Consider the following 15,951-nt stretch of genomic DNA (forward strand, 5'->3'; position numbering starts at 1 on the left):
TGTTAAGTGAGAAAAGTATGCAATCAATTCCAATGACTGTTCGTGGTGCAAAATTATTGCGCGATGAGCTTAACGAATTAAAAACTGTTACCCGTCCTAAAATTGTATCTGATATTGCTGATGCACGTGAACACGGTGACTTAAAAGAAAACGCTGAATATCACGCTGCGCGTGAGCAACAGGGTTTTTGTGAAGGCCGTATTCAAGAAATTGAAGCAAAACTTTCAAACATGCAGGTGATTGATGTAACAAAGATGCCTAATACAGGGCGAGTAATTTTTGGTACTACCGTCACTATTGTTAATGTTGAAACCGATGCTGAAGTTAAATATCAGATTGTTGGTGACGATGAAGCAGATATTAAAAATAATTTTATTTCTGTTAATTCACCTATTGCACGTGGCTTAATTGGTAAACAGGCGGATGACGCTGTAATTATCAAAACGCCAAAGGGTGATGTAGAGTATGAAATTATTGAGGTTGAGTATATTTAATTAGTTGACTCACTTTAACGTTTTAATAAAAACCAGTGCCTAGCAACAAGCACTGGTTTTTTTATGCTTATAAAACCTTAATAACCTGTTCTTTGCTTAAACGTGATTTTGGCAGCTTAGCATTGTAGTCTTCTTCAGCGTCATGATAACCCAGCGCAAGTGCCACATCACAGATGTAGCCGTCTAATTCGCTTGCAAACTCTTCACCAATCAGCTGCGCATCAACGCCTTCCATCGGCGTGGTATCAATGCCTAATCTTGCTGCTGCATGCATGGTATTGCCTAAAGCAATGTAAGTTTGTGCTTTAGTCCACGCGGCATTATTACCTTGTTCATCGGTATTTAAATCAACAAAGGCAAAGGCAGCAAAGGCTTGCTCGCTGTTTTCTTTTTGAGTTCGGCCATTTTTTATATCAGCATCAATTACTTGCCCGTAATTTTCGCGGGTATATTGTGGGTTATGAGCAAACAAAATGATGTGGGACGCCGCTTTAATGTGTGGTTGATTAAATTGAAACTTATTAGCAAAGGTAGTGTGCATACGCTCTTTTGCTGCGTCCGATTCAATCACAATAAATTTCCAAGGCTGTGAATTAATTGACGAAGGAGAAAGACGCATTGCGTCATATAATATTGCTAAATCGTCTTGGGAAATGCGTTTTGTCGCATCGTAACGTTTAGCAGTATGGCGACTTTCAAGGTCGCGAATAATTGGGTGAGTCATAGTTTCTCCATAATAAAAAAGGCTGATATACAGTGTTAACTGAGTGTATAAGTAGCATAATACAACTTGCTTTATTTAAAATAAACAGCATAATTATTGAATCATTATCAAATAAAAATAGATAATATGCAGATTGATGACTTAAAACTGATTTTAAAAGTAGCTGAGTGCCGAAGCATTACGTTAGCTGCTGCCAAGTTAGATATGCGTACCGCCACCGCCAGTGCTGCTATTAAGCGGGTTGAATTAGCCCTTGGTTGCGAGTTATTTATTAGAACTACCCGCCATTTGCGATTATCTAGTGCAGGGGAGCGATACATCCCCCAATGCGAACAAGCTCTTGCTGTGCTTGAGACTGCAAGGCAAAACCTCAAAGGTGAGCATGATGCCGTTGAAGGGGAGTTGCGGGTGGCTACTTCGTCTGATTTAGGGCGTAACTTAGTGATCCCTTGGATTGATGAGATTATGGATACATACCCAAGTGTGAGTTTACGTACGCACATTAGTGACAGCAATATCGATTTCTTTCGTGATTCGGTTGATATTGCACTGCGTTATGGCTCCCCGAGTGATAGCAGTGTATATGGGTTTAAAATTTGCAATGTACCGCGATTACTCTGTGCCACACCGGCTTATTTAGCGGCGTGTGGTGAGCCGCAGCACCCTGACGATCTAGCGCAGCATCACGGATTGTTTTATCAGCTGCAAGATATTATTAATAATGTGTGGGAGTTTACCGACGGCCAAAAAAAATACAAAGTGAAAATGCAGGGTCGACGTGCCTCAAACGATGGCGATTTAGTCAGGCGCTGGTGTGTGGCAGGTAAAGGTTTAGCGGTTAAATCGGCGTTAGATATTGCCGATGACTTATTAAATCAACGAGTTGTTACTGTTATGCCTAAATACCAGTACAGCCAAGGCGAGCTGTGGCTTATTTGCCCAAGCAGGCAATCGATTACTCCCGCTGTACGATTATTGCGTGATGTGTGCAGAGAAAAAACCGCTTATTTATTGAATCAGCTAGTAAAAGAGGGAATTGTTGATAAACGTGTATTAATTAATAAGTAACGAATACACGCTTGGTAACGTTAGCTTAAGTGATCATTAAAAAACGCCAATCAATCAAATGCTTCTTGAGGAATGTGTTCAGACTGAGGAGAATTCATGGCTGTTTTTAATATACTTGTTATAGGATTTTTTTGATCACGCAATTAAACCTTGAACAACATAGATAAAGCTAACCCATTAATAAGTAATAAAAATCCGATAATTTGTGTTGCGATATCTCTTTTGCGAACGAGAGTTTGTGCTACAGGGCTAGTTAGTTTACGAGTAAGAAAGTTTGCAGGGATTAAGCGAATGCTTGCAAAGCCCATAAAACAAAAGCCAAAGCCAATGAGGAGGCTCGAATAGGTGGAGTCAATAATGCCACCAATAAACGTGAATAAGGCGATTAAATAAAGTGACATACTTGGCCAATGTATTACTTTTTTATTCATAGTCAGTCCTTGATAATCCTTCATCAAACCCGAGTAAAAATTCTAACCCTACAAATGCAAAAGAAATAGTTATTGCACCCAATAGCATTAAATTGCGGTTGTTCTTTTTGTAACCCAGAGTAGTCAATACGGCAAAGACGATAAATAAGATAAGCTGAAATGTGCCCATGGTTAATCCTTTAAAAACGAAGTTTAGCGTTAAATTACCAGTAAGGAGGCAAACTGGCAAATAATTGAATGTTATTTTTGAGCTACAAATAAAAAGCTCGGCATAATGATACCGAGCTTTTAGGGTTGGGATTTTACTTATTTAACTATTTGTCGTTGCTGGTTGGCCATCGACGAGGGCATCTTTACCGCGCCATTTACGGATCAGGCGTTTTGTATCTTCAAGCGCAACATACTGACACGGTATAAGAATAAGCGTAATAAAGGTGGCAAATAACACACCAAAGGCCAGTGATACGGCCATAGGTATTACAATTTGTGCCTGCAAACTCGTTTCCATAATAATAGGTAACACGCCAATAAAGGTGGTCACTGAGGTCAGTAATATAGCCCTAAAACGACGAGCACCGGCTTGCATAACAGCTTCTTTAATAGGTACGCCTTCAGCACGTGCTTTATTTACAAAATCAACCATCACTAAAGAGTCGTTTACCACAATACCGGCTACCGCAATAATGCCAAACATTGAAAGGCCGCTCATGGTCATTCCTAGTACCATATGACCAAACATTGCACCTACCACACCAAATGGAATGACCGACATAATAATCAGCGGTTGTGAGTATGAGCGAAGCGGTATGGCTAATAATGCAAATATAATCATTAGTGAAATTGCAAAATCGCGTAACTGCTCATCAGCGCTATCCATTTCCTCTTGAACTTGACCAGCTACATTACTTGTAACGCCTGGGTAATTTTTCAAAAGTGTAGGTAAGTATTCATCAGTGATTTCTTTTACAATGGCAAAAGGCTCAACTTTATCAGTATTAATGGCTGCCCATACATTAACTGTTCTGTTTGCGTTTTCACGGCGAATTCTGTTTACACCATCTACAATGTTAATTTGTGCCACTTCACTCAACGGAACTTCAGCTCCCGAGGGCGTGATGATACGTGTACTGTGTATATTACTAATAGCGTTACGTTCGTTTTCAGGGTAGCGGATCATCACTCTGATCTCTTCGCCTTCGCGTAAAATACGCTGTGCTTCTAATCCGTAGTAGCTAAAACTTACTTGCGATGCTACATCTGCAAGGGTCAGTCCCATGCTGTATGCAAGTGGTTTTAAATCAAGCTGCACTTCATCGGTGGCACTTTGTAATGAATCATTAACATCACCTACACCTTCCATGCTTTGTAATTTAGTTTTTAATAACGCGGCAACTTCTTTTAGTTTGTCGGTATTTTTACCTTGCAGTCTAAAACTTACGTCACCGTCATCTCGTCCGCCGCCGAATAAGTTATCTTCAATGGTCAGCGTTTTAACTCCCGGCAGCGATGGCATTTTTTCACGCCATAATGAGCTTAGTGTAAAGGTATCAATAGGGCGTTTATCAGGCTCAATGAGTACAGCCATTAATTGTGCAGTCGTGCGGCCACGAAGGCTTACTGAAAGGTCACGAATCATTTTTTGACCGTATTGTGCTTCAAGCTCCTCATCGACACTTAAAATTACATCTTCAATTTTCTTAGCTGTTTCAAGTGTGGCTTGCTCAGACGACTCTAAATTCATTTCTACAACAATACGTGGAAAGTCATGCTGTATTTTAGGGTTTGGCACAAACTTAACTAAACCGCCTGCAAACATGCCTGCGCTCATAATTAAAATACATATAAATCCAATAATTACGGTATAGCGGTAATGAATACAGTGCCCTATAAACGGCGTGTAGTAGTTTTGAACAAACGCTTTGAGGCCACTATCAACAACCATACGCACTTTATGCAATGGGTTTTTAGGATTGGGCTTTCGTGGGTTCATTGCAGCAATATGAGCCGGTAAAATAAGTTTTGATTCAATTAACGAGAAAATCAAACACAAGATAATAACGACACCAATGGCTTTAGAAAATGCTGCGCCGGGGCCTGATGCCATTGCTTGCGGTAAAAAAGCAGCAATGGTGGTTAGCACGCCAAATGTGGCGGGCATTGCAACACGTTTAACACCGCGTATTACATTATCAAGTGAGTGACCATGCTTTTCTATTTCGGCACTGGCAGATTCACCGACGACTATGGCGTCATCCACCACAATACCCAGAACAATAATAAAGGCAAACAGCGATACCATATTAATGGTGATATCTAAAAAGCCTATCGGCATGAATAAAAAGGCGCCTAAAAACGATACAGATAGCCCCATCATTACCCAAAATGCTAATCTAAGTGGTAAAAATAATGCCAATACAATCATTACTAAAACACCACCCCATACCATGTTGTCGATCATCATATCGAGACGACCTTGCAGGTAGTAGGTTAAATCAACCATAGGTTTCAGTTTTACGCCTTGTGGTAATTTAGATTCTTTTTCGGCCATGTAATTTTTAAGTACTTTGGCAACATCGGTAATGTCTTGATCTTTAGATGCCGCAATATCAAACATTAGCGAGTTTTTACCATTGTACTTTGAATATAATAGGCCTTCTTCAAAACCATCATTAATAGTGGCTACATCGCCTAAATATATTTGTGCGCCATCAGCAAGGGTAATTAAAGGCAGCTTTTCAAACTCATTACCTGTGTATGCTTGTTTTTCAACACGCATAGAAATATAACCATTCTCTGAACGAATTTGCCCTGCTGACATATTGGTTGAAAAGTTTCTTACTGCATTCGACACGTCTCTAAAAGTAAGGCCGTATTCACGCAGTTTGTCGGGGCTAATTTCAATGCCTATTTCATAATTTAAGCCACTAAAAAAGCTGACTAAATTAACGCCAGGTAAGGCGAGTAATTCATCCTTTAAATCGCTCCCTAATTCTTTTAGTTGTGCGTAGGTCATATCGCCGTATAGCGCGATATACATCACTTCTTGTTGGTATTTATCGCGCTGAATTATTGGTCTTTCCATACCCGCTGGAAACGAGTTTATAGAATCTACTTGGGCTTTTATTTCGTCTAAGGCTTCTTGAAGGTCGTATTTTTCTTCAATTTTTATGGTGATGCCTTCTTCAACCTCTTGCGGAGCTGCACCTGGATAGACAGCTTGAACGCTTACCCAGTTACTCTCAAATTGCGGAAACGCTTGCTTACGAATAGTTAAGGCTGTTAATAAACCGCCCACTAGAATAAAAATCATAATTAAATTTGCTGCAACAGGGTTGCGAGCAAACCAGGCAATTAGGCCCTTTTCAGAGGTACTCATAGGGTGTCCTCTTTAAGCGCAAGTTGTGTTACTTCAGCTTGTTCATCATTTTCATCTGTTTTAACAGCCATTCCCTCAGTAGGGTATTCAAGGGCAGAAGTAATTAGCTTATTGCCAGGTTGTAACCCTTGGTCAGCTATCACCATGCCATTTTGTTCACGTATGATATTTAGTGTTTTAAAGCTGAGGGTATTGTTGGCGTTTAAAATGGCAACTTTTTTATCTTTAACAAGGTGATGCGGGACAATAATTGCGTTATTAAGGGCTTTGCCTTCAATGGTTGCATTGATGTATGAGCCAAAACGCAGTGGTTTAGTGTTATCGGCGTATGGCGTTGGTAGTTGCGCAACCAAATAACTCATACGGCTTACTTGATCAACTACGCCTTCGCTGCGCACAACCTTTGCCTGCCACGATGTTTGCTTGCCTGCAAATTCTGCGTTAAGGGTAACGGTTGCACCAATACCTCCATTTGCTAGGTATTGCATTTCGTTATCGGCTACGGGTAAGCGTATTTCAGCGAGCAATGTTGCACTTAATGCGCCAAAGCTACTGCCTGGGTTGACTACAGAGCCCAAACTAATGCTGCGCTGGTTAATAATAGCGTCGTAAGGCGCTTTAATATAAGTGCGTTCTAGGTTGCGTTTTGCACGCTTTACACTGGCTTACGCTGAACGATAACGTGCCATTTTCTCTGCCAATTGCGGTTTACGTAAATAAAGCTCTGAGGCGATAGAGTCACTTGAGTCTGCTTTAATACGTTCCCATTCAGCTTTAGCAACATGGGCTTGAGCACGTTCAATCTCAAGCGATGAACTGGCTTGAGCGAGCCCAGCCTCCGCTTCAATTAAATCAGCTTCGTAATCATTTGGATCAATTCGTGCTAATATATCCCCTTGCTTTACGAAGGCACCTTCAACAAATTGCCCTGCCACAGAGATAACTTGGCCACTTACCTGAGCAATGAGTTCAGTGCGTTCTTTTGGTTGCACAATACCGTACGACTTAACATCGAGCGTGATTGCATCCAGATGAATAGGGTGTGCAGCAACCAATGGGCGAGTATCTTGTGTTGGTTTTTCTTCTGGTGTTTTTTTCATTGCTGAAAAGCCTGCTGCGAGGCCAATGCCACCAACAAGGACCACGATAGGGAGTATTATTTGTTTTTTAGTCGCCACAGGGCATTCCTTCATAAATTGTGCTGATGGGCTAATGATACGCAATAAAGTGTTTACAGTGTGTTTGAAGATGTAACAAGTCATTGCACAAGGCGGTTACAAATAGATCAAAACGCGCTATTTATATGCAAAGCAGCAACAATATAATTGAAATTTATTACTGAGGTTAGAATGAAAATACAATCAATGGCGTGCCGTTTAGGCTGTGGAGCATGTTGTATTGCGCCAAGTATTAGCTCGCCAATACCAGGTATGCCAAACGGTAAAAAGGCCGGAGAACGTTGTATTCAGCTGGATGAACGCAATTTATGCAAGCTCTTTGGTGATGAGTCGCGCCCAAAAGTGTGCAATGATTTTAGTGCCACGTTAGATGTATGTGGGACGACTAGTGAGCAAGCATTAACCTTAATTACCGAATTAGAGCAATTAACCTAATTTATTGTATTAAATACACATATATTTACAATTTATACGCTTGAAAAGTGGTGACACTGACGTTGTGTTTCTAAAAGCCATAATAAAACAAGCTCAGCGCAGGATAATCCCTCGCTGAGCTAAAAGTTACCAGCTATACGTGGCGCTTAGCGTATATTGCTCACCGCGACCTGGCGTGCCGGGGATTTCTTCAAACGATTCATCCCACAAATTATCCGCTGCTAAAGTAATAAAGAAGTTTTGCAGTGTAGACGGCGTTATTTTTAATGTTAGCTGAGTAAATAGCGCCTCGTCACCTGAACGGCGCAGGGCATTTTTATGCTGTTTACGCCATTCATTATCAACACGAAGCTCTAACATATCCGTCGGATTCCATATTGCACCAAGTGTTAAGCGGTGATCAGGAAAATTTAAGGCATAAAAGCTAGCATCAATGTCTTCTGCGCCGTAGGTTTTTGTTTTATGTAAGTAGCTATAGCTGGCAACAATTTCTGTATTATCAAATTGCTTGGAGGCTAAAAATTCAAGGCCTGTAGTATCAATATCAACCGGCTGTGCAAATCGCGCTGAGCTTGAATCAAAGTTAAATGTCCAATCGGTTAGGTTGTTATCTTTACGATAAAAAAGCGCGGAATTGAGTTGCCAGCTTTGTTGCTCAAGCAATAAGCCCAGCTCTAAGCTTTTGGTGGTTTCACGCTCAAGGTTAGCGTTACTTCTAAACAACCCACCAGACTCGCTACCACCAATAGCAGTATAACCGGCAACTTGACTAGCCTCGGCATACGATAAATACAATGTTCGCCCAGTGCCATCGTTATTTTGGGTATTGAAACTAACATCACCAATTAGCGATAGCTCGGAATCATCACGACTGGAGTTATCAAACGCAGCCCCTAAACGCACTGTTAGCTGCTGATTGCTTGCAAGCGCTGTTGTGTATTCAGGCAATATACTAAGCTTAACGTAGTTTCGTGAGGTAAAGTTATTTTCAAGGGTCGTTGAGTTTATACTATCTTCTATATATTGCGCTGAATAATTAACTGCGACTGACTGTGTTTGAACATGGCGACCTGAAACAGCCAGTGATGTTACTTGTGTTTCATGAAATGCTTGAAACGCACTTGGGTTCTCGCGTGAATAAATATAATGGTCGTTATGCTTGCGGTAATAAGCTGATACTTCAAACTCACTGTTGGTAGCATAAGCTTGTTTATGGTTAAGCATTAACAGTTGCGTTTCTAAGTCTTCGGTTTCATTGACACCAAATGGGGTATAAAGATTTGGCCAACCAAAAAACTTTTCTTGCAAGCCGTAAAATAAATCAGTTTGAGAGTCGCTCCCGGTTAACTGCACTCTAGCTGAGGTACGGGTAAAGTCATGATCGCCAAAATCAATTGAACCATCGCTTTGTGAGTGTGAATATTCACCTTCAAAACCTAAACGCCAATCAGCGTTTGCTTCAAGTGGAGTACTCACACCTGCATGAATAGTTTGTAAATTAAAGTCGTTAGACCCTGCACCTAAAGAAATACTGCCACCGGTTGTTATTGGTTTCCAGCCAAACGATACCGTACCTACTGAACTATTCATGCCATAAAGTGCGTTATCAGCGCCAGTTAATACACTTGCGCCCGTTAGCATTTGCGGTGCAATGGGAATTTCTGCAAAGTAGTGGCCTGACTGCGGGTCAAGCAGGGTTGCACTACCTACTCTAAAACCGGTATTTTCAAAAATACCACCGCGTATCGTTACATCAGCTTGTGCTTCTGCCATATTGCGTGATTGCAAGTCAACACGCGGGTCGTACTCTAAATTTGAAATAGGTGAATCAAACGTACCAACGGGTAAGGTATTGGCAGTGGGTGACGCTTCAATTGTTATTTGTTCTATAGTTGCTGTGTCTTTATTCTGTTCTGCATAAGCAACAGTTGAAATACTGGCTAGTACGGCCGGTATAATAAGGTGCGGGGCACAATTCATATCATTATTCTCATTTTATGCAATGGCGCTAACAATTAAATACCTATCACTTTTTATCACATGATAAGGTAAGCTCACTAAGCTAGGGTGATTTTGGGCGCTATTGTACATTAATGATAAAAAACTGCATTTGATAATCAAACTTAGCGTTACAAAATAGTAACTCTGCATCCCATAAATTATTTACATTGGTCACTTTATTATGCAAACACAACAATCAAGTTATTCATTAAATCAGCACACACTTTATTTTGCTGGTGGTTGCTTATGGGGCGTGCAAGAATTTATGAGGTATTTACCTGGAGTAGTGACTACTGAGGCGGGGCGTGCCAATGGCACTAGTAACACAACACAGGGTGAATACGATGGTTATGCCGAGTGTGTAAAAGTGATTTTTGATAGCCAAGAAGTAACCTTAAACGAGTTAATTAGCTATTTTTTTGAGATTATTGACCCATACAGTATCAATAAACAAGGTGCCGATGTAGGCGAAAAATACCGCACCGCCATTTTTAGCCAAGACAGTAACCATCTAAACATCGCCAGAGACTATATTAGCCAGCGTGATGATGCCGAAAAAATAGCAGTCCAAGTCGCACCACTGACTAATTATGTCCCTAGCGATGCTGAGCATCAAGACCGTTTAACGAATTACCCAGATGACTACTGCCATATCCCACTTGATTTATTACACAAGTATAAATCGTAAATTTTTGATGAAATAACGTTTAGTAAGTAATTAGAAGCTATCGCTTCTCGCGCTTAGGCCTTTAAGTTAAATTTAACTCGGTATTTTTTGTAGACGTTCAGCTTGCTAACGTGACGTGTGAAGCACATAAATAGTTTATTTTAAAAGCACTCAAAAAACGAAAAAAGCTCACATAGTGTGAGCTTTTTAACTATTAATTAAAACTTACTGCTGCTTTTGCGGCGGGAAGTTACTTAAAATATTAGCAACGGTTTCGTTAATTGCCGCTTCACGTTGTGATGGAGTTTGTTTTTTCTTTAAACGACCATCTTTTGCACCACGCCAAATTAGTTGGTTTGATTGACGGTCAATAATATCAATAACCAGTGTGCCTACTTCATACTCACGTGCACTAATATCGTGGTTAAAGCCGGTGCCCCAGTAGCCCCAACGCGCGCCATAACCTACGTTAAAGCTATCCACTTCAAGCTCTTTATCTACACTTGCATGGTAATTAACAAGTACATCCGCTTGTGCTACGTCAACCAATTGCATACCTAATTGTTGGCTTAGTTGGTTGTTTAGTGCATTGCGAACGCGTTTTTCCATAAGCCCACTGATTTGGTAGTTATTCGTGTCTTTGGTTAGGCTGGCGTTTTCTACCCACGCAAACGTTTTGTAGTTACTAAAGTTTGCTGATTTATCGTAATCCCAATCGGGCGTTTGTGTACAGGCGGTGAGTAGCGCCAGTGCTGCGACAATAAATATATGTTTCATTCCGTTTTCTCCAATAAAGTGCGTTTGTTTAAACTACCATGGGCGAGGGTAATTTAAAATCTATAAAATAAGTGTAGCTGACTAAGATGAATAGCCAATTAATTCTTAGTCTAGCTGAGGGGCTTTATGTTCAACCTCAATCCAATCTTTTTCGTCTACCCAGTTTTGTGCGCCGTCTTTTACTGAACGAATGGGCACAATATAATCACAACTTATTTGCGGTTTAACCGAGGCAAATATTGGCACAAAGCCAAAGCTCAAGGCGGTTTCTATAATCGCTTTTTGGTTTTGTGGGTCTATATCCGCTGCTTCATCTATATAAATAGGTATACGGTATAAGTTTTGTTCCTGATCGTTTAATAAGTAACGAATAAACAACATGCCACATAATAGCTTAATGGTGATACGCGTACCATTTGAGCCAGCCGAATCTATTTTTTCAAAGTGCTCGGTTTCACCCGCACGGTTAACCACTTCAAAACGAATATCAAATAAATCGGTAAGGGTCAAGCCAGCTTTGTCTGAGGCCAGTTTAATTAAATGATCTTTTGCGTCGTTTACTGCGCCTTCGCTACACGGTTCTTGGCTGAGTAAATCCAGGGTATCGCCTTGTTCAAATTGGTTAGACGTACTAATAATAGTATCAATGCTATCTACCAACATTTTGCGCGGGATAACATTAATTTTAAATGCTTGCAGGTTTGAAATACGATGCTGGCTTATGCCTTTATTAAAGCTATTCATTTCACGGCGTAAGCGGTCTAAATCTTCGCGCAGGCCTTTAATGGTTGCGGCCACTTCGGTGAGAGCAACGCGACCTTGGCGCTCAACCGCATCACGTTCGTTATCAATATTATGAAACGCGCTAATAAGTTTTTGGTATTTACTAAACTCATCGTTTTCGTTATCAAATTTGGTAATACCGGCATTGTAAATATGCATATAGGTATTACGTACATTTATATCGAAGTTACGTAGCGCTTGGCAGTCTTTATTAAAGTGATGAATTAAATCGCTTAAATTATCAAAGTCGATTTGAATATCAATCATGTAAGGCGTTACTTTGCCACTGTATAAATCTAATGTATGGTCAATGCGCTCGGTTTTAACTTGGCGCAGGCGCTCTGTTTGACGATTAATTTGTGCCTGCTTTGATTTGATAAGTGATCGCCTGTCAGCAATAGAGCCACTGTTTTTTTGAATATCTTGCAGGTAGTCGTCTACTTGTTCGCGTTCGGCTAAAAGCTGCTCTTTGAGCATCGCTTGGGCATCAACCGACTGTTGCATCACTTCAAATTGTTCTAAGCGTTTTAATGCAGCCTCTAAACTCATTAGCTCATCATACAAAGCGTCTTTTTCTTTTTGTTTATCGGCCACGTTTGCTGCTACGTCGCGCTGTTGTTTAAACTCTTTTAATGAGTGTTCTAGCGCATTAAGCTGTGCGCTCAGTTGCTCTTTGTTTTCGCCGCTTTGCATTTGTACCGGCGAGAGCTTTTTAAGTTTAATACTGGCACCGGGTAGGGTAAGCACACCGCCTTTTACATTTTCACTAAGCAGAGATAAAAATTCGCCAAAGGCGTCGTCATCATCAATGGTGATATCGCCATTGCTGGTGGTGGCAAAGGAGAGAATATCGGGGTTTAGCAGTCGCGATATGTCTTCTACTTCTTTCAGTGATAAGTCTTCGCGCATGCGTGTAAATAAATTAAATTCTAAGTTTTTAAGTTGTAACTTTAAGCTTTTAATTTGTTTTTGTGTTTCGCTAATGCGGTAATCAAGGGTGTGCAGGCTTTGACCTTGTGCACTGGTTATAGAATGCGACAACGACTCATAGTCATTTTTTAACTGCGTAAGGTTGGTTTTGAGCGTGGCTTTATTAACCAGTTCAAATTCACTTTTAAGGGCATTGTAATCTAAAAACCACTGTTCAATTTGGGTTTGCTTACGCTCTATATCGCGCGATTGTTGCACATATAGGCTTTGTTTTTGTTCAAACTCGTGTTTTTCGTGCTCAATATCTTCAAGGGCGATGTTGAGCTCGCTTAGTTGCTCTTGCTGATACGTATCAAAATCAATCAACGCTTGGTCAATTTTTGGTGCATAAGCGGCCAGTTTACCTTTTAGCACCGTTTGGTTTTCAAGCATTGATTCAAGGGCGGCTATGGGCTCTTGCATTGACTCAAGGGCTTTTAATTCACGCTTTGCGCGATTAACTTTATCAAACGAACGGCGCCATACCTCGTAAAAATCGACCTTTGAATTTGACATGTGGCGCTCAAACACACGTAACATAAAGCGCTTAACGTCGTTTGCGCCTAATTTATGTAAATTAAGAATACGGCGAAATATTTCTTTGTATATTGCTGAGTCTTGAACGTTGTTAAGGGGGATCATTTTTAAATTGATCTCACCGTCAAATTGCGTTGCTCCACCTGTAAGTAGGGCGTTTAACTCTTGCGCTTTAAGCTCTATCGGATTGTAACCTTGCTGCTTTAAGTGATTAAACAGCTTAGTAAACTTAATAATGGTATTGCCTTGGGTGTACTGGGCTAAATCAAGTTTGCCTTGATAGCAAAAATATTGGTGTGCATAACCGGCAATTTTACCTAAGCCTGCCACGCCAATCACCACTGAGCCATGAGGTAAGTCGGCTTGTAATAAAATGTAGGATTGATCGGATGAAAAATAAAACTTACGGGTTTCATCTAAATCGTGGCCATCCCATTCGGTTAGGCGTAAATCGTTAATCAGCGGAAATTGCAGCGCATTAATTACCGAGCTTTTACCGGTGTTGTTAGGCGCACAAATGGAGCTACTTTTATCCAGTGGGATCACACATTTTGCATAGCCTGCGGTATTGAGTAGGGCGAGTTTACTCAGTCCGTATAAGTTTTTCATTGCTCGTCCTCACTAATAAAGGTTTCTTCATTTACTTCCATTAACGCATCAATATAGCGATGAATTGGCGCCTGCAGCATAAAGCCGCTTTCCACTTCGCGGGCAAGGCCCAAACGCACCATGCGTAAATACACATCTTTGCGTAAATCAGAGCCTGAAAATATTTCAAGCTGATCGAACAAGTGTTTATTAAGTTGTACCAAGGTTTGCATTAACTCTAAATCGTTTGGTTCATCAAATAATGCACGCATTGGGTCTTTACCGGTGTTGGCAAAATGTTCAATTAAAATATAAACGGTGAGCGCTATCGCGCGCGATATTTTGCCCATATTAGGGGTGCTTTCATCGCTGGCAAAATAATAAAAGCCACGGCTATCGTGTTTTAGCTCATGACCTAATGCGCTAAACAAAGCGCTGTAGGCGTCTATTTGTTGGTCAAGCTCTTGCCACATTACGGTGTCTTGTTCGCAGATGTGGTAACCGGCGACTAATTTTTTATTTATAGCTTGTAAGTGAGAGAGCTCATTTAAATTTATCTGTGTCATGGTCATTACTCGTGCTCGGCTTTATTGGCCTGAGGCTCAAAATTAAAGGGATATAGCGAAAAGTGTTGGCCTGCAATAGTAACGCGTGCTTTTTTATCGCTTTGACTAATGTGTAGAGTATTGTCGCTCACTAGTTTTTGATATAGGAACAGCATTTCGTCGGCTTCAAGTTCTGGGTAGCTTTCATCTAAAAATTGCAGCAAAGGCTGTGGTTTTTGTCGCTGTTTTTTAAAGCGCTTGGTAAATTGTGCTTTCACATCGTGATAATCAGGAATGTTTGGCGTGACAAACGCAGGCACATCATTTTGCTCTGGCAGCTGATATTCGTGGTGTTCAAACTCAGCCAGGCTTGCCATATAAGCAACAATATGGCGCTGTTGCCCAAGCGAATACTTTTGTGCATCGCTTACAAAATGTGGCTGTACGGCGCTGAGCATATTATCCACGCCATTTTTACGTATTAGCCCTAATACTTTTGCGGCTTGGCGGGTAATGAGGTTATTGCGACGCAGCTCTTCACGCAGTGGCATTAGCATATCGGCACTTTTACGTAAACTTATCCGGCCAACTAGGTGCATTTCTAGAATACGGGTACGCAATTGCTCAAGCATGCGTTTATCGCTGTATGCTTTACCTGAGCGTTCAATATGCTCTATTTGGCTGCTAATCTGTTGCTCAATAAGGGTAAAACAAGCATGAAAATCGCCTCGAATATCCACCATTTCCAGCATGGGTTCTATGTATTCATCAAACGCTTCTATAACAGCTTTATAACGCTTTTGTAGCGATTGCACTGCATTATTAGATTTGGCTTGTTCAACAATATTTAAAATGGCGTTTTCGTTGTGTAAAAACAGTTTAATTATTTTACGCACCCGGTCATCCATAATGCGACTAAAGCGGCGTAAATCATCAAAATCCTCTATTTCACCTGCGTTTAAAAGGCGATTCCCTAAGCGAGCTAAATCTTCAACCAATACGCTAATTTCTTGTGCTAAGCCTAAGTGTTCTTCTTGCAGCAAAAAAATGGCAAAATCGGCGATGGCGCGGTTTATTTCAAGTTGTGATGATTTAGCCAAGGGAATAATAATGTCTTGATTTAATAACCGATTAGTTTCTTTATAAATACGCTCATTGTTCCACGTGGGTTGTTTTTGTTTAATGGCATTTTGAAGATCTTTAATACTAAAGTCGGCCATTTTAAAGCGTTTAAATAATAGCTCTAGCACGCCCCAATGCTCGTTGAGGGTATTAAGTCGCTTTTTAGCTGGGATCATAAGACGTACAACTTCCTAGTATTTGTTATTTTATATATCTAAAAGGTGTATGGTATTCGTTTTTACCGCGATTTAATAAT

13 protein-coding genes and 1 pseudogene are annotated in these 15,951 nt (G+C 40.7%); 4 read left to right on the forward strand and 10 right to left on the reverse strand.

What is annotated here, in order from left to right:
* Positions 1-17 precede the first annotated feature (17 nt).
* Complete coding sequence (gene greA / locus AC6H44_RS06055) at positions 18-494, forward strand: transcription elongation factor GreA (RefSeq protein ID WP_500737991.1); 477 nt, start codon at positions 18-20, stop codon at positions 492-494.
* A 67-nt stretch (positions 495-561) separates the two neighbouring features.
* Here the strand turns inward: greA and AC6H44_RS06060 are convergent, their stop codons facing one another.
* Positions 562-1,218 (reverse strand): nitroreductase family protein, encoded by a 657-nt coding sequence (locus tag AC6H44_RS06060; RefSeq protein WP_500737992.1) that lies wholly within the window; start codon positions 1,216-1,218, stop codon positions 562-564.
* Positions 1,219-1,344: 126 nt separating this feature from the next.
* On the opposite strand from AC6H44_RS06060, the gene AC6H44_RS06065 reads away from it, so the two are divergent.
* Positions 1,345-2,286: a LysR family transcriptional regulator gene (locus AC6H44_RS06065; protein WP_500738385.1), complete on the forward strand. Its 942-nt coding sequence runs from the start codon at positions 1,345-1,347 to the stop codon at positions 2,284-2,286.
* 143 nt (positions 2,287-2,429) lie between these two features.
* Here the strand turns inward: AC6H44_RS06065 and AC6H44_RS06070 are convergent, their stop codons facing one another.
* From AC6H44_RS06070 to AC6H44_RS06085, 4 genes and pseudogenes are all read right to left on the reverse strand, one after another.
* Positions 2,430-2,717, reverse strand: coding sequence for a hypothetical protein (locus AC6H44_RS06070; protein WP_500737993.1), 288 nt, complete (start codon positions 2,715-2,717; stop codon positions 2,430-2,432).
* Complete coding sequence (locus AC6H44_RS06075) at positions 2,710-2,886, reverse strand: hypothetical protein (protein ID WP_167378569.1); 177 nt, start codon at positions 2,884-2,886, stop codon at positions 2,710-2,712. Before AC6H44_RS06075 ends, AC6H44_RS06070 begins: the two co-directional genes overlap by 8 nt.
* A gap of 141 nt (positions 2,887-3,027) precedes the next feature.
* Complete coding sequence (locus AC6H44_RS06080; RefSeq protein WP_500737994.1) at positions 3,028-6,093, reverse strand: efflux RND transporter permease subunit; 3,066 nt, start codon at positions 6,091-6,093, stop codon at positions 3,028-3,030.
* Positions 6,090-7,271 (reverse strand): annotated as a pseudogene (locus AC6H44_RS06085) (efflux RND transporter periplasmic adaptor subunit). The gene AC6H44_RS06080 and the pseudogene AC6H44_RS06085 overlap by 4 nt, the downstream one beginning before the upstream one ends.
* Positions 7,272-7,442: 171 nt before the next feature.
* Here AC6H44_RS06085 and AC6H44_RS06090 point away from each other — a divergent pair.
* On the forward strand, positions 7,443-7,706 hold the full coding sequence (locus tag AC6H44_RS06090) for a YkgJ family cysteine cluster protein (protein ID WP_500737995.1): 264 nt from the start codon (positions 7,443-7,445) through the stop codon (positions 7,704-7,706).
* Between the two features lie 126 nt (positions 7,707-7,832).
* On the opposite strand, the gene AC6H44_RS06095 is transcribed toward AC6H44_RS06090, so the two are convergent.
* Positions 7,833-9,686 (reverse strand): TonB-dependent receptor plug domain-containing protein, encoded by a 1,854-nt coding sequence (locus tag AC6H44_RS06095; RefSeq protein WP_500737996.1) that lies wholly within the window; start codon positions 9,684-9,686, stop codon positions 7,833-7,835.
* A 202-nt stretch (positions 9,687-9,888) separates the two neighbouring features.
* Here AC6H44_RS06095 and AC6H44_RS06100 point away from each other — a divergent pair, with 202 nt between their 5' ends.
* The gene (locus AC6H44_RS06100; RefSeq protein ID WP_500737997.1) at positions 9,889-10,395 is read left to right on the forward strand and encodes a peptide-methionine (S)-S-oxide reductase; all 507 of its coding nucleotides are present in this window, start codon (positions 9,889-9,891) and stop codon (positions 10,393-10,395) included.
* A 204-nt stretch (positions 10,396-10,599) separates the two neighbouring features.
* Here AC6H44_RS06100 and AC6H44_RS06105 read toward each other — a convergent pair whose 3' ends face one another.
* The 4 genes from AC6H44_RS06105 to AC6H44_RS06120 form a co-directional block, all read right to left on the reverse strand.
* On the reverse strand, positions 10,600-11,151 hold the full coding sequence (locus tag AC6H44_RS06105) for a DUF4136 domain-containing protein (protein ID WP_500737998.1): 552 nt from the start codon (positions 11,149-11,151) through the stop codon (positions 10,600-10,602).
* A gap of 105 nt (positions 11,152-11,256) precedes the next feature.
* Entirely contained in the window at positions 11,257-14,049 is a 2,793-nt protein-coding gene (locus AC6H44_RS06110) for an Mks condensin complex protein MksF (protein ID WP_500737999.1), read from the reverse strand.
* Entirely contained in the window at positions 14,046-14,594 is a 549-nt protein-coding gene (locus tag AC6H44_RS06115) for a condensin complex protein MksE (RefSeq protein WP_500738000.1), read from the reverse strand. The genes AC6H44_RS06110 and AC6H44_RS06115 overlap by 4 nt, the downstream gene beginning before the upstream one ends.
* Before the next feature lie 5 nt (positions 14,595-14,599).
* Entirely contained in the window at positions 14,600-15,871 is a 1,272-nt protein-coding gene (locus AC6H44_RS06120; protein ID WP_500738001.1) for an MksB family condensin complex protein, read from the reverse strand.
* Positions 15,872-15,951 lie beyond the last annotated feature (80 nt).

The organism is Pseudoalteromonas sp. TAP-3C, assembly GCF_059888565.1.

Bases quoted from the DNA above. Each gene is read 5' to 3' on its own strand.
- AC6H44_RS06090 (WP_500737995.1), top strand. From the start codon at position 7,443: ATGAAAATACAATCAATGGCGTGCCGTTTAGGCTGTGGAGCATGTTGT.
- AC6H44_RS06115 (WP_500738000.1), bottom strand. From the start codon at position 14,594: ATGACACAGATAAATTTAAATGAGCTCTCTCACTTACAAGCTATAAAT.
- AC6H44_RS06060 (WP_500737992.1), bottom strand. From the start codon at position 1,218: ATGACTCACCCAATTATTCGCGACCTTGAAAGTCGCCATACTGCTAAA.
- AC6H44_RS06075 (WP_167378569.1), bottom strand. From the start codon at position 2,886: ATGGGCACATTTCAGCTTATCTTATTTATCGTCTTTGCCGTATTGACT.
- AC6H44_RS06070 (WP_500737993.1), bottom strand. From the start codon at position 2,717: ATGAATAAAAAAGTAATACATTGGCCAAGTATGTCACTTTATTTAATC.
- AC6H44_RS06095 (WP_500737996.1), bottom strand. From the start codon at position 9,686: ATGAATTGTGCCCCGCACCTTATTATACCGGCCGTACTAGCCAGTATT.
- AC6H44_RS06065 (WP_500738385.1), top strand. From the start codon at position 1,345: ATGCAGATTGATGACTTAAAACTGATTTTAAAAGTAGCTGAGTGCCGA.
- AC6H44_RS06100 (WP_500737997.1), top strand. From the start codon at position 9,889: ATGCAAACACAACAATCAAGTTATTCATTAAATCAGCACACACTTTAT.
- AC6H44_RS06080 (WP_500737994.1), bottom strand. From the start codon at position 6,093: ATGAGTACCTCTGAAAAGGGCCTAATTGCCTGGTTTGCTCGCAACCCT.
- AC6H44_RS06120 (WP_500738001.1), bottom strand. From the start codon at position 15,871: ATGATCCCAGCTAAAAAGCGACTTAATACCCTCAACGAGCATTGGGGC.
- AC6H44_RS06110 (WP_500737999.1), bottom strand. From the start codon at position 14,049: ATGAAAAACTTATACGGACTGAGTAAACTCGCCCTACTCAATACCGCA.
- greA (WP_500737991.1), top strand. From the start codon at position 18: ATGCAATCAATTCCAATGACTGTTCGTGGTGCAAAATTATTGCGCGAT.
- AC6H44_RS06105 (WP_500737998.1), bottom strand. From the start codon at position 11,151: ATGAAACATATATTTATTGTCGCAGCACTGGCGCTACTCACCGCCTGT.